At 35.5% G+C, this 20,585-nt stretch carries 15 protein-coding genes, 1 other RNA gene and 1 pseudogene; 9 read left to right on the top strand and 8 right to left on the bottom strand.

What is annotated here, in order from left to right; all coding sequences use genetic code 11:
• Positions 1-111: 111 nt before the first annotated feature.
• The 4 genes from hflC to Bra60_RS01475 form a co-directional block, all read right to left on the bottom strand.
• Positions 112-1,035 (bottom strand): protease modulator HflC, encoded by a 924-nt coding sequence (hflC, locus tag Bra60_RS01490; RefSeq protein WP_035006150.1) that lies wholly within the window; start codon positions 1,033-1,035, stop codon positions 112-114.
• Positions 1,036-1,037: 2 nt separating this feature from the next.
• Entirely contained in the window at positions 1,038-2,168 is a 1,131-nt protein-coding gene (gene hflK / locus Bra60_RS01485; RefSeq protein ID WP_078698012.1) for an FtsH protease activity modulator HflK, read from the bottom strand.
• A gap of 131 nt (positions 2,169-2,299) precedes the next feature.
• Entirely contained in the window at positions 2,300-2,809 is a 510-nt protein-coding gene (locus Bra60_RS01480) for a dihydrofolate reductase (RefSeq protein WP_035006153.1), read from the bottom strand.
• Positions 2,806-3,600: a thymidylate synthase gene (locus Bra60_RS01475; RefSeq protein WP_078688387.1), complete on the bottom strand. Its 795-nt coding sequence runs from the start codon at positions 3,598-3,600 to the stop codon at positions 2,806-2,808. Before Bra60_RS01475 ends, Bra60_RS01480 begins: the two co-directional genes overlap by 4 nt.
• Before the next feature lie 182 nt (positions 3,601-3,782).
• On the opposite strand from Bra60_RS01475, the gene Bra60_RS01470 reads away from it, so the two are divergent.
• Positions 3,783-5,090 carry an MFS family transporter gene (locus Bra60_RS01470; protein ID WP_035006156.1) on the top strand — a complete coding sequence of 436 codons (1,308 nt, stop codon included), beginning with the start codon at positions 3,783-3,785 and terminating at the stop codon, positions 5,088-5,090.
• A gap of 79 nt (positions 5,091-5,169) precedes the next feature.
• Here Bra60_RS01470 and Bra60_RS01465 read toward each other — a convergent pair whose 3' ends face one another.
• Complete coding sequence (locus Bra60_RS01465; RefSeq protein WP_035006158.1) at positions 5,170-5,475, bottom strand: DUF2853 family protein; 306 nt, start codon at positions 5,473-5,475, stop codon at positions 5,170-5,172.
• 86 nt (positions 5,476-5,561) lie between these two features.
• Here Bra60_RS01465 and ssrA point away from each other — a divergent pair.
• From ssrA to Bra60_RS01445, 4 genes are all read left to right on the top strand, one after another.
• Positions 5,562-5,921: a transfer-messenger RNA gene (gene ssrA / locus Bra60_RS01460) on the top strand.
• A gap of 169 nt (positions 5,922-6,090) precedes the next feature.
• Complete coding sequence (locus Bra60_RS01455; protein WP_035006160.1) at positions 6,091-6,636, top strand: SspB family protein; 546 nt, start codon at positions 6,091-6,093, stop codon at positions 6,634-6,636.
• A 12-nt stretch (positions 6,637-6,648) separates the two neighbouring features.
• The gene (locus Bra60_RS01450) at positions 6,649-6,828 is read left to right on the top strand and encodes a DUF4169 family protein (RefSeq protein ID WP_078688386.1); all 180 of its coding nucleotides are present in this window, start codon (positions 6,649-6,651) and stop codon (positions 6,826-6,828) included.
• Between the two features lie 347 nt (positions 6,829-7,175).
• Positions 7,176-9,623: an ATP-dependent helicase gene (locus tag Bra60_RS01445; RefSeq protein WP_078688385.1), complete on the top strand. Its 2,448-nt coding sequence runs from the start codon at positions 7,176-7,178 to the stop codon at positions 9,621-9,623.
• A 346-nt stretch (positions 9,624-9,969) separates the two neighbouring features.
• On the opposite strand, the gene Bra60_RS07345 is transcribed toward Bra60_RS01445, so the two are convergent.
• Complete coding sequence (locus Bra60_RS07345) at positions 9,970-11,577, bottom strand: hypothetical protein (RefSeq protein WP_194285025.1); 1,608 nt, start codon at positions 11,575-11,577, stop codon at positions 9,970-9,972.
• Positions 11,578-11,833: 256 nt separating this feature from the next.
• Here Bra60_RS07345 and Bra60_RS01435 point away from each other — a divergent pair.
• Positions 11,834-12,811: pseudogene (locus Bra60_RS01435) on the top strand (M24B family metallopeptidase); the annotation flags it as partial.
• A gap of 181 nt (positions 12,812-12,992) precedes the next feature.
• Here the strand turns inward: Bra60_RS01435 and Bra60_RS01430 are convergent.
• Positions 12,993-16,022, bottom strand: coding sequence for an autotransporter outer membrane beta-barrel domain-containing protein (locus Bra60_RS01430; RefSeq protein ID WP_236823956.1), 3,030 nt, complete (start codon positions 16,020-16,022; stop codon positions 12,993-12,995).
• 376 nt (positions 16,023-16,398) lie between these two features.
• Between Bra60_RS01430 and Bra60_RS01425 the strand changes: the two genes are divergently transcribed.
• The 3 genes from Bra60_RS01425 to Bra60_RS01415 are packed head-to-tail and all read left to right on the top strand — an operon-like array spanning position 16,399 to position 19,713.
• Entirely contained in the window at positions 16,399-16,998 is a 600-nt protein-coding gene (locus Bra60_RS01425; RefSeq protein ID WP_078698011.1) for an SCO family protein, read from the top strand.
• 1 nt (position 16,999) lies between these two features.
• Positions 17,000-17,869 (top strand): 50S ribosomal protein L11 methyltransferase, encoded by an 870-nt coding sequence (locus Bra60_RS01420; protein ID WP_078688382.1) that lies wholly within the window; start codon positions 17,000-17,002, stop codon positions 17,867-17,869.
• 17 nt (positions 17,870-17,886) lie between these two features.
• Positions 17,887-19,713 carry an aminopeptidase P family protein gene (locus Bra60_RS01415; protein WP_078688381.1) on the top strand — a complete coding sequence of 609 codons (1,827 nt, stop codon included), beginning with the start codon at positions 17,887-17,889 and terminating at the stop codon, positions 19,711-19,713.
• 181 nt (positions 19,714-19,894) lie between these two features.
• On the opposite strand, the gene Bra60_RS01410 is transcribed toward Bra60_RS01415, so the two are convergent.
• Entirely contained in the window at positions 19,895-20,581 is a 687-nt protein-coding gene (locus Bra60_RS01410; RefSeq protein ID WP_078698010.1) for an autotransporter outer membrane beta-barrel domain-containing protein, read from the bottom strand.
• Between the last annotated feature and the right edge of the window lie 4 nt (positions 20,582-20,585).

Genomic DNA, 20,585 nt, shown 5'->3' with positions numbered 1-20,585 from the left:
ACATTTATATGAAATTAACATGCATTCTACAATATCATACCACTTTCATCATCAAAGAAAGAATCCACGGATCAAGTTTTTCATAAAATGATAAATCTTATGATAACGTTACTATTTATCAATCACCATCTTATTATCCAAGACCTCTACAGGTGCAAATATTTTATTTGCTTGTGGTGGATTACGGAAATAAAAAAAGAAGTCCTCTTGTGGCGAAATTACCATCGAAGTGTTCTCTAAATTCCTGTACTGTTCCATTGCTAACCAAAAATCGTAAAATGATGGATTAACTCTTCGTGCATTCAATAAAAGACGAATACTCTCAGCCTGCCCTTCACCACGGGTAATTTCAGCATCACGTTTCGCTGCTGCTACGATTTCTTCATATTTACGATTAGCTTCTGCAATAATTCGATCCCGTTCTTGCTGACCACGAGCACGAATATCTTCTGCCGCAGCTTCACGTTCAGCTGCCATTTGTCGATACACATCCTCTGAAACAGCATCAGTTAAATCAGTTTTACGAATCCGCACATCAACAATAGTAATCCCTAAAGATCCTGCATCTACAGAAAATTGGCGCTGTACTTCAGCCATCATCGCTCCACGTTCATCCGATAAAGCCGCTTTAAATTCTCGCTTACCATAAACAGCACGCAAAGCATCAATAAAACGCGGTGCAAGATTTTCACGCGCAGCAATCTGTGGACGACCAGATGCAATACGTTGTAAAAATAGTTTCGGATTCGTAATCCGGTAAATAAAAAACGCATCCACTTCATAATATGCACCACCACGAACCTGAACAGATTGTGTAGGTAAATCATAACGCAACAATCGATTATCAATAATAACAGTATGATCAAAAAAAGGAACCTTAAAATAAATACCAGGTTTAGGTTCTACATTAACAATTTGTCCAAAGCGCTTAATAGCTATCTGTTGACGAGGATAAACAATAAAAACAGACATCCATAAGGCTATAAAAACAAATATGACAGTTCCTAAAATAAAAAAGAAACGAGATTGCTGCATAATTAGTATCCCTCAGAAGCGTTAGAATCCGATAGTCTTACAGAACGCTTTGACTTTGTTATTGTTTTATTTGATGAACTGCCGAGCAATTCGTTTAAAGGTAAATAAGATACCGTCGGAGAAGCTGTTTGATCCAAAACTATCTTTCTTGGAGAAGAAAAAATACGTCCCATCGTCTCCATATAAAGACGATAGCGAGCAGCCTCTGGTGCAATCGCAGCTTCACGCGCTATAGCTTGAAAACGTTCAGAACGTCCTATTGCTTCTTCAATCATCTGCGCTTTTTCACCTTTTGCAACTTCCCGTGTGCGTGCAGCTTCACCATTAGCTAAACCCATCTTAGTAAAATGTACACGATTACCCTCTTCAATCATTCGTCCTCGTTCCTGCTCTGCCTGTTGAACAGAATTAAAAGCAGCAGCAACTTTAGTAGGAGGCGCAGCTTCACTAATTGACACACGATTTATTTCAACACCAAGTTGATATTTATCTGCAGTCAATTGGATAATTTTTTTGACATCATCAGCAACTTCTTCTTTTTTATCACGCAAAACATCATCAACTGGCCGCGAACCAATCACCTCACGCATTGCACTTTCAGCAACTTGACGAACTGTACCTTCTTGGTCATTCACGTTAAACAAAAACTGACTGGGATTTGAAATGCGATAATAAACAGAAAAATTAACATTAACAATATTTTGATCACTTGAAAGCATCAAACCTTCACTTTGTTGCAATTGACCAGACTGACCACCAATAGCAATAGTTTTTTCTGTTAAAGGAACTTTCATATAAGTTTCAATTGGCCAAAAATGAAAATGTAGACCATCACTGATAATGCCTTCTTTAGGAACGCCAAAACGCAATTCCACAGCTTGTTCATTTTGTTGAACGATATACATAGATTGAAAACACCAAAAAAATAAAACAAGCAGAAATAATATAATAAAAACACCACCGCCACCAAACTGTTTGATCTGATCCTGCCCCTTACGAAAAATATCATCAATATTAGGGCCATTACTACCACCAGAACCAAAAGGTTTCTTAGGCGATAATTTTTTATCTCCATCGGATTTATTTCTACCGCCACTCCATGGGCTACTACCATTTTGATTTGTCCAGGGCATTATCACCTCATTTAGATTAATGTTATTAATCAAATCTTAATAATTTACAAAACTTGATCTCTGATTTCAGTTTAAAGCGCTTATTATTTTCTCACAATGTAAATAATAAATGCTTTCAATATCTCAAACGATCATTTCCGTTCATAAATCACAAAACGTGTTGGATAATCATCTTTCTCACCTTCTGGAATATATTGTGTTTTAATCATAGTCCACTTCTCTTTATCAAAAACAGGAAAAAAACTATCGCCCTCAATAAAAGCTAGGATCTCAGTAAGAAATATTTTATCAGCTATTTGTAATCCTTGTTGAAAAATTTCACCACCCCCAATAATAAAAAATGCATCTGCACCACTTTGAAAAGCAACCTGTTCTGCAATATGACAAGCCTGAGATAAAGAATGAGCAATAACAGCACCTTTAGGCATTAACATACGATTGCGAGTAATAACAATATTCGTACGACCCGGTAAAGGGCGTCCAAGAGAATCCCAAGTTTTTCTTCCCATAACAATAGGCTTATTTAAAGTTAAAGTTTTAAAACGTTGCAAATCTGTTGATAAATGCCAAGGCATCGCACCCGCACAACCTATAACATTATTTTGTGAAACAGCTGCAATCAAACAAATTGAAAGAGTCATACCGCCACCGGTGCTTTGATATGTGGAAAAGCTTCATAATTAAGCAACTCAAAGTCCTTAAACTTAAAAGAGAAAAGATTTTTTACTTCTGGATTAATAAGCATCGTTGGTAACGCTTTCGGTGTACGAGATAATTGCTGTTTTGCCTGTTCAAAATGATTCAAATAAAGATGAGCATCACCAATAGTATGAATGAAATCTCCTACTTGTAAATGGTTTATTTGAGCAATCATCATTGTCAACAATGCATAAGAGGCAATATTAAATGGAACACCCAAAAAAACATCTGCTGAACGCTGATACAGTTGACAAGATAATCTACCAGCAGCAACATAAAATTGAAACAAACAATGACAGGGAGGTAAAGCCATTTCCTCTATCGCTGCAGGATTCCATGCAGATACAACTAAACGACGTGAATAAGGATCCTTTTTAATCATAGCTAAAAGATTTTTTATTTGATCAATATGACGCCCATCCGATGTAGGCCAAGAGCGCCACTGATAACCGTAAATAGGACCAAGATCCCCCTTTTTGTCAGCCCATTCATCCCAAATAGATACGCCATGCTCTTTTAACCATGTAATATTTGTATCACCTTTAAGAAACCATAAAAGCTCGTAGATAATTGAACGCAAATGCAGTTTTTTTGTTGTCAACAGTGGAAACCCATCCTGTAAATTAAATCGCATTTGATATCCAAAAACCGACCTTGTCCCAACACCAGTCCGATCGAAACGATCAATACCATTGTTTAAAACATGAAATAAGAGATCAAGATATGCTTTCATATTAATGTTTATGCCCGATTCTGCATACTGTTAAAACAGAAACTTTAAAACTCACAAAAATACAATGTAATGCGCCTTAAAATGATCTGTTTACAAGAAATTACCATTATACGATTGAATTTTGATGATTCAAATTGTAAAAAGCAAATTGTAAGTAACTTAATTAAAGAGGGACGGTCTCCATGGAGAATGAAGAAACTTTAGCACTATATGATGCGAAAAAACGTATTCGGTCTATCATATCTAGTGCCTCAGGTAATTTAGTAGAGTGGTATGACTTTTATGTTTATTCATTTACTTCAATTTATTTTGCATCGCAATTTTTCCCTTCAGACGGCAACGTTATACTCCAGCTTTTTAAAGCTGCTATAGTTTTTTCTATTGGTTTTCTTATGCGCCCAATCGGTGGATGGCTCTTTGGATTCATTGCTGATCGTTATGGACGTAAACGATCAATGCTTATTTCTGTTTTTATGATGTGTAGCGGTTCATTCCTAATTGCCATACTTCCTACCTATGAAACTATTGGAGCCTCAGCAGCAGTTCTTTTACTTTTACTCCGAATGCTTCAAGGACTTTCTGTTGGCGGTGAGTACGGAACAACAGCAACTTATATGAGCGAAATTGCTCTTAAAAACCGACGAGGATTTTTTAGCTCTTTTCAGTATACTACACTGATTGGTGGTCAACTTCTTGCCAGCCTTGTTATATTTATTTTAGCCCTTTATCTTACAGAGGAACAACTAAAAGCATGGGGTTGGCGTATTCCTTTTGCTATTGGTGGATTAGGAGCCATTGTTGCAATCTATCTCCGTCGTTCACTTCATGAAACAACAACTAAAGAGAATCGTTCTAAAGAAAAAGCTGGTAGTATTAGAGAACTTTGGCGTAACCATCGGAAAGCCTTTTTTCTAGTGATTGGTTTCACAGCAGGAGGATCACTAACATTTTATACCTATACAACTTATATGCAAAAATATCTCATTACAACTACTGGCTTTGATAAGCATACAGCTACAACTATAATGACTATTGCACTTTTTGTTTTTATGTTACTTCAACCAGCATTTGGTGCTTTAGCTGATAAAATTGGAACAAAAACTTCACTTATTATTTGGAGTGTCTTATCTGTCATCTTCACAATTCCTGGACTTTATATGATTGGCAATACTAACAATTCATGGGTTGCATTATCAATCCTTATTGGAATGTTATGCATTATCAGTTTTTATACATCCATTTCTGGTATCGTTAAAGCAGAAATGTTCCCATCTTCAATACGAGCAATGGGTGTTGGTTTATCTTATGCTATTGCCAATGCCTTATTTGGTGGATCAGCCGAATCTGTAGCGCTTTTATTAAAAGATATTGGATATGAATTTATCTTTTATCTTTATGTAACTGGCATGATGACTGTTGCATTCATAGCAGTTCTTTTAATGCCTGACGCTCGAAAAAGTGGATATCTCCAAGGTGATGATATTCACTAAATATTCTTATAGTAAATAAAAAAGTCTAAAGAAATTTAGACTTTTTTGAAAATTATGATACAAATTTAGTTTCAAATATTTAAATTTTATCAAGCGCATTAACTTGCTTGGCAAGCAAATAATAAAAAGTAACACGATTTTTTTTGCGGTTTCCTGACATCATTTCAGCAACTTTTGCGACAGCTTTTTGTGCATTTTCCTTATCAACATCCAATACATCTTGCGCCCATTTTACAACACGCTCTAACTCTTTTTGATCTGATGTAGAAACTAACGATGCATCTTGATGTCTCATTACCAAAGTTAAACGACGTCTAAGTCGTTCTATTACAGCTTCATCAGGATTTACATCATATAATTTAATATTTTCTAGATCATTCACCATTTTGCAATCCCTCTCATAATCAGTAACTATACACAACCACATTATATTTTTATCTCAATAATTAGGGATTTAAAATATTAACAATCCCCCTTTTCTAAAAACTGTTATTCGTTTATATTTAAAAAGCTGTCTTTTCAGCTATGGTAATAAATGGACAATGAAATAAACCAATTGGACCCGGGGGCGGTACCCGGCGCCTCCACCAAAATACAATAAAATAAAGATTATATTTTTATGGGGGCGAAACAGGATCGACAAGGGTGTAAAGATTGCTCTTTTACTCGGCATTGTACCACCGTTATCGGACTAAATGAGTAGTTGCAAATGACAACTATGCGGGAGCACGTCTCATCGCTGCTTAAGCGATGCGAAAGCTTCAAACTAAGTCTTAAACCGTCGCAGGTCTAAGCGGGGTTCGAAGGCACCTGGCAACAGAAGCCTTCACTTTTAGACCTATTTATTTTTGAGCTGTCAGAAAGTATTTAAAATAAATTCGTGTTTTTCTTGATTAATTAGGTGCATAGTAAGTAAAATGTTGCTAGCTTAAAAAAACATGTTATTGCACTGTATTATTCATATTTAATCACTACCTAAATTTAGGAGGAATAAACTTCGATGGTTCAAGATCAGATCCGTTACGACATTCTCGTTCAGGATGCACTTCGCGGAGTCATCCGAAAAGTTTTATTGGAAGTAGCTAAAGCAGGACTTCCAGGTAATCATCATTTTTTTATCACTTTCTTAACAAACGCACCAGGAATCAAAATTTCTCCTAGACTTCAAAAACGCTATCCTGATCAAATGACCATCGTACTGCAGCACCAATTTAGAGATCTCAGTGTATCAGAAACTGCTTTTGAAGTAACACTTTCCTTTGGAGAAATTACTGAAAAACTGGTTATTCCTTTTAATTCTATCCAAGTCTTCTATGATCCTATAGCAGCTTTTGAAACAGCATTTGATCTTCCCCCTAGCCTTATTTCAGGAGAGAACCAAAATCCAGAAACTGCTTCGTGTTCTCCTTTTACTCCTTCAGATAAACAAAAAAAGGAAAATATATCTACAAAAATATCAAATCTTAAAACGGAAAAAGAGCCATCAAATAATGATTCTAAGCAAAGTGCTGATATTGTTTCTTTGGACTCCTTCCGAAAAAAATAAATGAATGACTCTATGGTTACAATAATTAATCTTCGTCAATTTCGAAAACAGAAAAAACGTACAAAACTAGCTATTCATGCAGAAGAAAATCGCTACCGTTTTGGACGAACAAAGCTTGAAAAACTTTTTGATAAAAAAGAAAGTCTAAAAGCCCAAAAATTTCTTGATCAAAATCATCTCTCTAGCGATTAATGAAAACAGAGAAGAATGATACTATTCATTAATCAAAAGCTTTTTTCTCCAAGAAATCTTTTTTGATTTCCTCGCAAAATATGATTTTTCTATAATTTCAATGTAAACTTATACTAAGATAAAGCCTTATTTTTCTTTATGTTGTGACTTTTTATGTATCCATTATAATTGAAAATAAGCTTGTAACTTCATTTCGTATATATATCTTTGGTAGCTTCTTATCATAGCACTATGTCTTTATCTCCTCCTGTGATCTCTATATTTTTATTTAAATAAATGTGTCGTGTTTTTTAAGAAAATAATTTTTATCTGGCGTTCAAATCAAAAAAATACTAGATAAAGTTATAATGAATGACTTTTCCGATCATATAACGTCTCTTAAAAATGACGTATCTCCTCATAAGCCTGAAAATAATTCTAGGTTAATGACGCATATATCAGAAAGAAAAAACACGCAATATAAGCCTAACTATTTAGAAAAGCTGAATCCAGAACAAAAACAAGCTGTCATCAATACAGAAGGACCCGTTTTAGTTCTTGCGGGTGCAGGTACTGGAAAAACCCGTGTTCTTACTACTCGCATTTCTCATATTTTGCATCTCGGACTTGCACACCCTAAACAAATATTAGCTGTTACTTTTACCAATAAAGCTGCACATGAAATGAAAACACGTATCGGTGAGCTTGTTGGTGAAACTGTCGAAAATATGCCTTGGCTTGGAACATTTCATTCGACTGGAGCAAAGATTCTACGTCGTCATGCAGAACTTGTTGGCTTAAAAAGCAATTTTACCATTCTTGATCGTGACGATGTTATTCGTCTTTTAAAACAACTCATTCAAGCTGAAGGATTGGATGATAAACGTTGGCCAGCACGTAACCTAGCAATGATGATTGATTCTTGGAAAAACCAAGGACTTTTGCCTAATTCTATTTCAGAGGGTGATGCTTATTCTTTTGGAAATGGAATAGGACGAAAACTTTATCGTAATTATCAGGATCGACTTAAAAATCTTAATGCCTGTGATTTTGGCGATCTTTTGCTGCACTCTATTTCCATCTTTCAAAATAACCCAGACATTCTTCGCGAATATCATAATAAATTTCGCTATATTCTTGTAGATGAATATCAAGATACAAATATAGCACAATATCTCTGGCTCCGTCTTTTGGCTCAACGCCATGAAAAACAGATTAATCTTTGTTGTGTAGGAGATGATGATCAATCTATCTACGGGTGGCGTGGAGCAAAAGTTGATAATATATTGCGCTTTGAACAAGATTTCTCTCCTGCAAAAATTATCCGTTTAGAACGCAATTATCGCTCTACATCACATATTTTAAAAACTGCTTCTCATCTTATTTCTCATAATCAAAATAGACTTGGAAAAACGCTTTTTTCTGACCAAATAAATAGCGACGATGAAAAAGTAAAAATTCATGCCGCATGGGATTCAGCAGAAGAAGCTCGTGCTATTGGAGAAGAAATTGAACAAGCACAACGGGCGGGTCATTCCTTAAATCATATAGCTATATTGGTGCGAGCATCATTCCAAATGCGTGAATTTGAAGATCGCTTTGTCACACTTGGTCTCAATTATCGCGTTATTGGTGGTCCGCGCTTTTATGAACGAATGGAAATACGTGATGCCTTGGCTTACTTACGTGTTGTTGTTCAACCAGCTGATGATCTAGCTTTTGAGCGTATTATCAATATACCCAAACGCGGCCTAGGAAATGCAACACTTCGTCATCTTTATAATAGTGCACGTGCGCGCTCTATTCCCCTCTTTGTCGCCGCAGCTGAAATAATTACAACAGATGAGCTAAAGCCTAAAATACGCAATGCTTTACGAGATGTTGTAGAAAACTTCTACCGCTGGCAAAGCATGTTACAACACACACCACATACAGAGCTTGCCGAAACAATTCTTGATGATTCAGGCTATACCGCAATGTGGCAAGAAGATCGTTCACCAGAAGCACCAACACGACTAGAAAATCTTAAAGAAATGATCCGTTCTATGGAACAATTTGAAAATCTTCGTAGTTTTTTAGAGCATGTTTCACTAGTAATGGATTCTGAAAGCAATGAAAACATGAATGCAGTTAATATCATGACTCTTCATTCTGCTAAAGGTCTTGAATTTGAAACTGTCTTTCTTCCTGGTTGGGAAGAAGGTCTTTTTCCGCATCAACGCTCATTAGATGAAGGTGGTCATTCAGGATTAGAAGAAGAACGTCGCCTTGCTTATGTAGGAATAACAAGAGCAAAAAAACACTTACATATATGGTGTGTATCCAATCGAAGAATTCATGGACTTTGGCAATCTACAATCCCTTCTCGTTTCCTCAATGAATTACCAGAAGAGCATATAAAAATAACAGAAATTGAAACATCTTATGGTAATTATAACCAAACACACTTTAAAAAGCAAAATCCTTTTCGTAATAATTATTCAACACCAGGCTGGCAGCATGCTCAAAAAAATCAAACAAAAACAACGCATAATAATTGGAGAAAACAATCGGCTGCTCATGTTGAAAAAATTTGTTATGGTGATATCGATTTAAACTTTGGAATTAAACAACTCCGCCAACAAAAAAACATTGAAGGAACTATCATTGCAAAATCAGTCTCTAATAAATCCTCAGCTTTCTCTATAAATGATCGGATTTTTCATATAAAATTTGGTTATGGTCAAATTAAAGCAATAGATGGCAGCAAATTAACTATCTTCTTCGATAAAACCGGAGAAAAACGTGTTCTTGATAATTTTGTAATAAAAGCTTAGTGTGGTGTAATATAAGTTATCTTTCCAAATAGAAGCTCAACTTTATAGAAGCTCAACTTTCAATCACTTAATTGTATTTTAGTTATAAATCGTTGATTTATAAAGATAATCCGTTACTTTGGTTAAAACAGAACAATACCATGCATCCTCTGCTCATTGTTTAAACAGATAATCTCTGTTCTATGCTAAGAAAAAATTTTCGACTTAATTTTTTACTGATTTTTAGCATAAAAAACCATAAAATTTCATGCTATCTTACAAAAGTGTGACTTCTATTTGTACAATGAACAACACCTTAAATTACAACTCTATGTAAACTATAACATTTTTAACAGTTTTAATATTACTACAAGCTTAGAGAACGCCATCTAGATTTAGGTTTACGAATTTTAATATTGTTGCGAATTTTCTTTTTGTTAATTTGATCATTGTTACAAATTTCTATGTCACCAAAAATCTCAACATCACCACACATTTCAACATTCCCGCGAACTTGTATTTTATCACCAACTTTGGCATTATCATAAATTTTTGCATTTTCGTAAATCACAGAATTGTCCATAATCTGAGCTTTACCATAAACATATGCATTACCACTAACTATCGAACGACCAGAAATCTTAGCGTCTTCAAAAATTTTAGCAGTACCATAAACCTTCGCAGCTTCAAAAACTTTAGCATTACCAAAAATCTGAGCACAATGGTAAATCTTAGCATTACCAAAAATCATAGCGTTACCAAAAATCTCAATATTACCTATAATCAAAGTATCATCATAAACCTCAGCATTTCCATAAACTTGCGTATCCTCACAAATCCTCGCGTTTCCGTACACTTTAGCACTATCATAAACCTTAGCGTTATTTTTAACTATAGCTTTATCATAAACTGCAGCATTACCAAAAATCACGACATTATTACAAAGATGAGCATCACCATAAATCTCAGCATTACCAGAAACTTGAACATTATCAATAATGAAGGCCTTACCATGAATCCTAGCGTTTTCGAAAATCTTAGCATAATATAAAATCCGAGCTTTTTCATAAACTTTGGCATTATGCCAAATCTTAGAACCACAAATCTCAGCATCCCCATAAACCATTGCACTATCACAAATCTCAGCTTGACTCATAACTATAGCATTATCAAAAATCCTAGCATTACCAAAAACTTTACAATCTTCAACTAAAGCATTATCATAAACCTTAGCATTATCATAAACCTCAGCATCACCATAAGTTACGGTATTACCATAAACCTCGGCATTACCATAAACCTCGGCATTACCATAAACCTTAGCAGCACCATAAACCTTAGCAGCATCATAAACCTCAGATGCACCAGAAATGCTAGCCTTACCAGAAACCTTGGCCTTACCAGAAACCTTGGCATAACTATAAACTGCAGCATTATCAGAAATTATGGCATCACCAGAAACGGTAGCATAATCACAAACTGTAGCATTATCAGAAATTATGGCATCACCAGAAACGGTAGCATAATCACAAACTGTAGCATTATCAGAAATTATGGCATCACCAGAAACGTGAGCTTTGTGGTAAACTTGAGCAAAGTCACCAACCCAACAATTGCCTTCATGAGATAGATTGCATTCATCTTCAATAAATCCCCCTAGATCACCTGCCTTTATATCTCCAAAATCCCTAAGGGCTCTAATGCGATAAAGTTGAATAAAACCGTATGATACCTCCTCGTCTGTAAGTTCATACTTCTTGAGTTTATCATAGGATTTAATCTGATTTTCTTCAGATACTTGAGCGTTAGCAGTAGCAACCCGAAGTTTCCCTTCATCTGACAAACTCTCAGTCTTTCCAATCAAATCATCAAAATCATTTGAACTGATATGTTTAGAACGTTTAACAGCTTTAGTATGATTCAACTTATTGTCAACTATTGTGCTTCCATCTACAGATTCATATTTTTTAGACATCAAGAAACTCTCTTAATTTAATCTCTAAACTAAAAATTTTACTCTTATACATCCCGCTTTTCTACAATTTTTTGCCAAAAGTGTCAAAATGTTCTTTACGCAGCACAAATTATTTATATTTCTTGTTAGTGTTTTCACCTATAACGCGTTTTAAAATAAGCCTTTAGGTGAGAATTTTCGCTCACTGCTTCTAATGGCAAAGTAGTCACTGAAGTCTACATCCGAAACAAAACTGCAGTAATTTTCTTTGGCTACTTTAACGTGCGAAAAGTTACGTACTGTTATTGAAGATACAGGAGGGTCTTTCGTTAGACTAAGGGATCCTGTTATCTTACCACGTGCCATTAAAAATACTACAGAGCTCAATGGTTCACGCAGAGCACATTTATGTGATGGTATAGCTCTTACTCGTTTTTTGTCCTGGCTCGATAGACAAATACCAGGTACAATTGATGAAATTTCAGCTGCTAAAAAATTAGAAAAATTTCGTATTATAACAACACAAGAAATGGGAATGAAACTCGAAGATCTTTCCTTTGATACGATTTCAGCAGCAGGTAAAAATGGTGCAATTATTCATTATCGTGTAACCACTCAGACAAATAAACGACTGAATGCAGGTGAACTTTATCTTGTTGATTCAGGTGGACAATATCGAGAGGGCACAACAGATGTGACTCGTACGGTAGCGATTGGAAACATTGGAGAAGAAGAAAAGCGCTGTTTTACCCTTGTTCTCAAAGGCATGATTGCTCTTTCAAGTGCAAGATTTCCGAAAGGGACACGCGGACAAGATATTGATGTTTTAGCACGTAATGCTTTATGGAAAGCTGGTTTTGATTATGCACATGGCACTGGCCATGGAGTTGGTTCTTACCTCTCTGTTCATGAAGGACCACAAAATCTCTCACGCTATGGAAGCCAAGAACTTATTCCCGGTATGATTATCTCTAACGAACCTGGATATTACCGTGAAAAAGCTTTTGGTATTCGTATTGAAAATTTGATGATTGTCAAACCAGCACAAAAAATTACTAATGGCGATATAGATATGCTATCATTTGAAACGCTCACATATTGTCCTATTGATCGACAATTAATTCTGATAGAGCTTTTAACGACACAAGAGAAACAATGGCTTAACGACTATCATGCCTGTGTTTATCAAGTTAATGCACCCTACCTTGATAAAGAAGATAAAAAATGGCTGAAAAAAGCTACAATGCCTCTTTGAGAGTAAAGACACCTTTAAATTAAATATCTAATCTAAAGAAATCTTCAAAAAACTCATTTTCATTCTATAAATAGAGTGCAAAATAAAATACTCTCATTCCTAGAAATCAGAGCTAAAGCTTTATCAACCAAATTTTCTAGGACTTAAGCAAAACTGACAAATATAAAACCAATCCTTGCTTTTAAAATTGATAACGCAAGCTACCCGAAACACTAATTCCAGAAAAGCCAGCTTTGGTTAATTTATGTTGGTATAGCAAATCACCATGAAGTGCTATAGCATTAGACAATTGGGCATGAACACCCGCACCTGTTTCAACTGTAGAACCGAATGCACCTAACTGAAATGCATCTTTAAAATGCACTATCCGCTTCTTTTCATAACTATGCGCAACATGAAGTTTACTATAAAAGGAAACAACATGTCCCTTTTCGGAAGAAGCAAAAGCTTTTATTAAACGACCACCTATCCGCCCTATCAATTGATCATGCTTTCCTAAATCAATATCAAACCGATCAATATCACGCGCTTCATCAAACAGGAGAGACTGGTAAATAACTTGAAGCTGTGGCTCAACAATAAAACCATGATAGCCTGTGATAATGGCCTGACCACCCGATAAAGCAGCATTCAAAAGTCTCCCTTTTAATTCTGCTGTTTTTCCACGAGAAAGAGTGACAACGTCGCCCTTAAAAAAATCATACGAGAGAAAGCCATTCGCATAAAAGCCTGTATCATGATCCAAATTCGCATAAAGCTTGCCTGACCATTTATCAAAAACACTCTTTTGACTGTGTTTAACTGCACGAGGATGAAGAGAGAGCTGACCATAACCGCCCATAACTCCAAAGGACGAAGTACTATCTTTACTCTCTAATGTATTGAATACAATTCCTACTGTCGCATTATTATAGTCAAGATCAGCTCCATAACCATATTCAAAAACAGACAAATTGGAAGTATAACTATGGTTACTGCCATAACCACGGATGAAAAAGTTTGTCTTGCTCTTTTTAGCCGCTTCATGAAAAGCACTTTGCATGATTTCCAACAGTTCATGTTGATTACTTACATCGACCAAACCTGTATGAAATAAAGCATGAGGTAAAAGCAAATAACTTGGGAGTTGTGGCACAACTGCCGGTACTCTTTTTACAGGTAAATCTGGTTTTATCGGATCCTCAGGTTCTGAGGGCACTGGTGGTTCTGGCGATGGTGCTGGTTGCACTGGTTCCGGTTCTGATGGAGTAATATATTTACTTTGCAGCCGATAATCCCAAAAATTACTACTAGAGTGCTCACCTTCTTTTCCATTCTGACCAACCAACTTTTGTCCTGGATCCGCTTGCCCTAATTGGGAACTTGGACCATACGCAGAAAGAACATACTGATAAGGTAAATTATCTGCTGTAATATAATCATCCTTCAGTTTGAAGGAATCTTCTTGCGCTGTACCTGAAACTTGAATAAGCGAAACACCCTGGGTATTACCTGAACCCGTTTTATCTCCTAGATCTCCTACTGTTGTAGAAACAGAAACTACAGTAACACCAGATACATCACCATCGATTAAAAGCCGATCTGTATCCGAGTTACTTTGATCTAAATAACTATTAAGATAAAGCTCCGCATTACCCTCTGTTGTATAAACAAGACTATTCCCTGTGCCAATAGAGAGTGTTTGATAAACATTATCGCTTGGCTTTTCAAAAATAATTTTACTATTCTTAAGTGTCACAGTAGAAATAAATGATTTATTATTATCAGTTCCCTCATTCCCTCGATCACCCCGTGATTTTCTTTTTGTTAAAGTCCACATCGAGTTATTCTCTAATTTCAAACGCGCTTCAGCTGAACCAGAAATTAAAGCACCCCCTTCGAGCTGTGAGTTATTAGCTTTAATGTTTATAATCCCGCTAGTACCTTCTAGCAAAAGACCACCGGAAAGTTTTGTATCTGATAAATTAAAAGTAAGCTCCGCCTCAACACCATTATAAATAGCGGTACCATTAGGAACAATAAAATTTGTTTTTTTCAAAGAAATAGTTGCGAATCTTTCGAGCCCCTTGCCCTGGCTATCACTAACAGCGAGCTCCCCGCCCTCGCTATCACTAACAGAAGGTACTCCATACATGCCATAATATTTATCACCCTCTATTTTAATGTCTACATTTTCAAGATTTACATTCTCTTTCTTCTCCTCATCATCATCTTCTTCATCGTCACTCTCATCTTCATCTGCTGTCTCATAATCTTCTGTAGCCTCATATGGTAAAAAGTCAAACACAAATCCATTCCCACTTTTGAGATGAACTTTCCCTTCCTTCATCTCAAAAGTACTCTGTGGATGCATATAAACGGCAGCACTACTACTATAACCTACATTCTCGTTCGTCTGGCCAGAAGTATTATCATTAATAATATTAACTTTCTCTAAAGAAACCTCTCCTGTATTCATATAAACTGCGTAACCTTCGATAAAATTAATGCCTGCATCCGATTTATCTATACCCTGCATTTGAATCGAGCCGCCTTTTGTAGTGAAAAGACCTTTATCCCCTTTTAATACTAAAATATTTGTATCCAATAGCTCAACTATAGAACTTGAACCCTTAGCTTTAACAGCAATCTTATTATTACTTATCAATGTCTTATCTGCGTTTACCGAACTATTTTCTACAACAGAAATACCTATCGTTAGGTCTTTTAAGGTCAATTCATTAGCAATAATTGTTCCCCATTCCCCGAGCAGTATACCAATATAAATATCATTATCACTGCGTACGGGGCCTAGAATTTGCACTCTATTTACATTAACATCACTAGTCGTATTTTTTTTATTCTCTTCATCACTCGAACTCGAATATATACCAATTACTCCATTGGTTTCAGAAGTTTCACTGTTTTTCTTACTACTTTTATTCTGTTTAGAATTATTTCTCATATTCCGTTTAGAATTATTTCTCATTTGATATGTTTGGTTACTTATCCGTTCATTTACACTTTCTTTACACTCTTTCACAATGAAAGTACGGCTACCCAATTTCATAGTGGTCTTCTGACTTGAAGAAGATTTACCTTTCTTCGCAGCTCCACTTTTCTGACACTTCTTAACAGATTCAGACGAACTAACAGGATCAGAAGGACTAGCTAAAGGAATAGAAAGAAAGAAAGAAAGAAAGAAAGAAAGAAAGAAAGAAACGCGCAACATTAAAATACCAATAATCTTTCAAAATAAACTGAATACATTATGGATTATACTAAATAGATAAACACATTTCAAGTTATTATCATAACATAAGTTTTTCACATATTGAACTTATCTATTAACATTTATTGAATAAATATAAATAAAGTTAAACTTTACACTTAAATACAAAAAATTCTTTCGAATACCTATTCATTTTTCACATATTGCTTTTGCAATAAAATATACGAAACGGTAGTATGCAATTTTATCTAGATAAAATATCTCTTTGTTTATATATTTTTGGGTACTCATCAACATACACACTTTTTATCCAAAACAGTGATTGCAAAATTAAGTTATAATTGCTATAGTTTTTGTATATGTAAAGAGTTAATTTATGAAAAATATAATACGGATACTAGGACTAACTGTTATATTTCTTGCTGGTGTTTTCACCTATGATGCGTTTAGAAATAAGCCTTTAGGTGAGAATTTTACGCTCGTTGCTTCTAATGGTAAAATCGTCACTGAAGCCGACATACGAGATAAACCTGCAGTAATCTTTTTTGGTTATACTATGTGCCCTGATAATTGCCCTACTACACTTATGGATCTTAATCGGTGGCTTATGGAAATTGGTCCAGATGCAGATAGATTGGGTGTATGGTTTGTCACGGTTGATCCTGAACGCGATACACCAGAGGTGCTTCATGAATATTTAAGCAATTTTACTGATAAAATTATTGGTATAAGTGGAGATCCTAACGCGGTTCATAAGATGGTTGCCTCTTTTAATATTGTTTCTGAAAAAGTAATCGGAACAGATGACAGCAACTATACCTATAACCACACAGCTGCCATTTTTTTGCTAAAAAAAGGTGGTAAACTAGCCGGAATTATTCCATATAATGTTGAAGAAAACGAGAATAAATTAAAAGACGATATTGCTATTACACGGCTTAAAAAGCTCGTTTCAAGTTCCACTAATAAAAAATAGTATGTCACAACAAATTCGTCTATATTGGACAGCTCTTAAAAATGAAGCAGAGAAATTTTACGCTCGTATGGAAGTAGCCTTTGAAGAGGAAGGTTATCCTCTTGCTCTTGCAGAAATAGACGATAAAAATGCTATTTATGAGATTTCACTCTATGTTGATCAAAAAAATCAGAAAAGTGCTTCTCAACGTTTTTCAAGCATTCTTGCAATAGATCCACATAAAATTAATATAGAAATCTTGCCTAATATTGATTGGGTAAAAAAAAGTCTTGCAGAATTGAAACCGGTATGTGCTGGTCCTTTTTTTATTCACGGTAGCCATGAACGACAAAACATTCCACCTAATGTTTTGCCTATCGAAATTGAAGCTAATCAAGCTTTTGGTACAGGTCATCATGGAACGACATTTGGCTGCTTAGAAATGATTACCAAAGTAATACAAAATGAAAACCCGAAAAATGCCCTTGATATCGGTACAGGTAGTGGAATATTAGCTATTGGTATCGCGATGCTTAAACCTATTGTTGTGCTTGCAGCTGATATAGATCCAATAGCTATTAAAGTTGCACAACAAAATATCAGATTTAATGGTGTTACAGACTATGTTACAGCTATTACAATTACAGGTTTTAGCGATAATAAAGTCGCATCACGCGCTCCCTTTGATCTTATTGTTGCTAATATTCTTGCAAACCCTTTAATCGAGCTTGCACATAATATGGTGCAAGCATTGCGAAAAGGTGGATCTATTATACTATCTGGAATTATTGAAGAGCAGCATGATGATGTTTTAAAAGCTTACGTAAAACAAGGTTTAAAACATATTGAAACATATTCCCAACAAGGGTGGATTACTTTGCATCTGAAATAAAAGAAAAGAACATCTTTATGTATCAATCTTTTGAAATAAGCACAAATCCCACTTATGCTGCAAAACGCGTTGCGGCTCTTCGTAAAAAAATTGATCACTTTGGACTAGATGGCTTTTTAGTACCGCATACAGATGAACATCAAGGAGAATATGTTCCTAAACATGCTCAACGTCTTGGTTGGCTTACTGGTTTCACTGGATCAGCTGGTATAGCATTGATTTTAAAAGATCAGGCTATTATATTTACAGATGGGCGTTATAAACTTCAAGTCCGTCAACAAACAGATTCCTGTATCTTTAATTATGAAGATTTAGCAATCTGCTCACCAGCACAATGGCTCGAGAAAAATAAACAAAAACTTTCAATTGGTTTTGATCCATGGCTTCATACTATTAATGCTACAGCTATATTGAGGCAAGCATTAGAATTGAAAATAGGTGGGAAACTTATAGAAAGTGAAACCAACCTCATTGATCTTATTTGGAATGATCAACCCAAATATCCACAAACTCCTTTATCAATTCATCCTCTCAAATATACAGGGTGCAGCACCAATGAAAAGCTATCACAAATTCGCAAAAACATAAAGCAATCTGGTGCAAATGCTTTTATTTTTACAGATCCGTCTTCTATTGCATGGACATTCAATATACGTGGCAAAGATGTTTCTAATTCTCCCTTTTCCCTTTGTTTTGCTATCATTTCAATTACAGAAAAACCAATCTTATTTATTGATAGTAAAAAAGTTGGTAGTAAGCAAAGACAGTACCTAAAAAGTTATGCAAAACTATATGAACCAGAAGAACTTATTTCAAATATCAAAGATCATGTTCAACAAGGTACTGTTTTTGCTTTAGATCCATTTTTAACGTGCGAAAAGTTACGTACTGTTATTGAAGATACAGGAGGGTCTTTCGTTAGACTAAGGGATCCTGTTATCTTACCACGTGCCATTAAAAATACTACAGAGCTCAATGGTTCACGCAGAGCACATTTATGTGATGGTATAGCTCTTACTCGTTTTTTGTCCTGGCTCGATAGACAAATACCAGGTACAATTGATGAAATTTCAGCTGCTAAAAAATTAGAAAAATTTCGTATTATAACAACACAAGAAATGGGAATGAAACTCGAAGATCTTTCCTTTGATACGATTTCAGCAGCAGGTAAAAATGGTGCAATTATTCATTATCGTGTAACCACTCAGACAAATAAACGACTGAATGCAGGTGAACTTTATCTTGTTGATTCAGGTGGACAATATCGAGAGGGCACAACAGATGTGACTCGTACGGTAGCGATTGGAAACATTGGAGAAGAAGAAAAGCGCTGTTTTACCCTTGTTCTCAAAGGCATGATTGCTCTTTCAAGTGCAAGATTTCCGAAAGGGACACGCGGACAAGATATTGATGTTTTAGCACGTAATGCTTTATGGAAAGCTGGTTTTGATTATGCACATGGCACTGGCCATGGAGTTGGTTCTTACCTCTCTGTTCATGAAGGACCACAAAATCTCTCACGCTATGGAAGCCAAGAACTTATTCCCGGTATGATTATCTCTAACGAACCTGGATATTACCGTGAAAAAGCTTTTGGTATTCGTATTGAAAATTTGATGATTGTCAAACCAGCACAAAAAATTACTAATGGCGATATAGATATGCTATCATTTGAAACGCTCACATATTGTCCTATTGATCGACAATTAATTCTGATAGAGCTTTTAACGACACAAGAGAAACAATGGCTTAACGACTATCATGCCTGTGTTTATCAAGTTAATGCACCCTACCTTGATAAAGAAGATAAAAAATGGCTGAAAAAAGCTACAATGCCTCTTTGAGAGTAAAGACACCTTTAAATTAAATATCTAATCTAAAGAAATCTTCAAAAAACTCATTTTCATTCTATAAATAGAGTGCAAAATAAAATACTCTCATTCCTAGAAATCAGAGCTAAAGCTTTATCAACCAAATTTTCTAGGACTTAAGCAAAACTGACAAATATAAAACCAATCCTTGCTTTTAAAATTGATAACGCAAGCTACCCGAAACACTAATTCCAGAAAAGCCAGCTTTGGTTAATTTATGTTGGTATAGCAAATCACCATGAAGTGCTATAGCATTAGACAATTGGGCATGAACACCCGCACCTGTTTCAACTGTAGAACCGAATGCACCTAACTGAAATGCATCTTTAAAATGCACTATCCGCTTCTTTTCATAACTATGCGCAACATGAAGTTTACTATAAAAGGAAACAACATGTCCCTTTTCGGAAGAAGCAAAAGCTTTTATTAAACGACCACCTATCCGCCCTATCAATTGATCATGCTTTCCTAAATCAATATCAAACCGATCAATATCACGCGCTTCATCAAACAGGAGAGACTGGTAAATAACTTGAAGCTGTGGCTCAACAATAAAACCATGATAGCCTGTGATAATGGCCTGACCACCCGATAAAGCAGCATTCAAAAGTCTCCCTTTTAATTCTGCTGTTTTTCCACGAGAAAGAGTGACAACGTCGCCCTTAAAAAAATCATACGAGAGAAAGCCATTCGCATAAAAGCCTGTATCATGATCCAAATTCGCATAAAGCTTGCCTGACCATTTATCAAAAACACTCTTTTGACTGTGTTTAACTGCACGAGGATGAAGAGAGAGCTGACCATAACCGCCCATAACTCCAAAGGACAATGATAATAACATTATG

This window comes from Bartonella sp. Raccoon60 (assembly GCF_002022585.1).
GTDB lineage: Bacteria > Pseudomonadota > Alphaproteobacteria > Rhizobiales > Rhizobiaceae > Bartonella > Bartonella rochalimae.
This window is presented reverse-complemented; position numbering and strand designations above follow the sequence as displayed.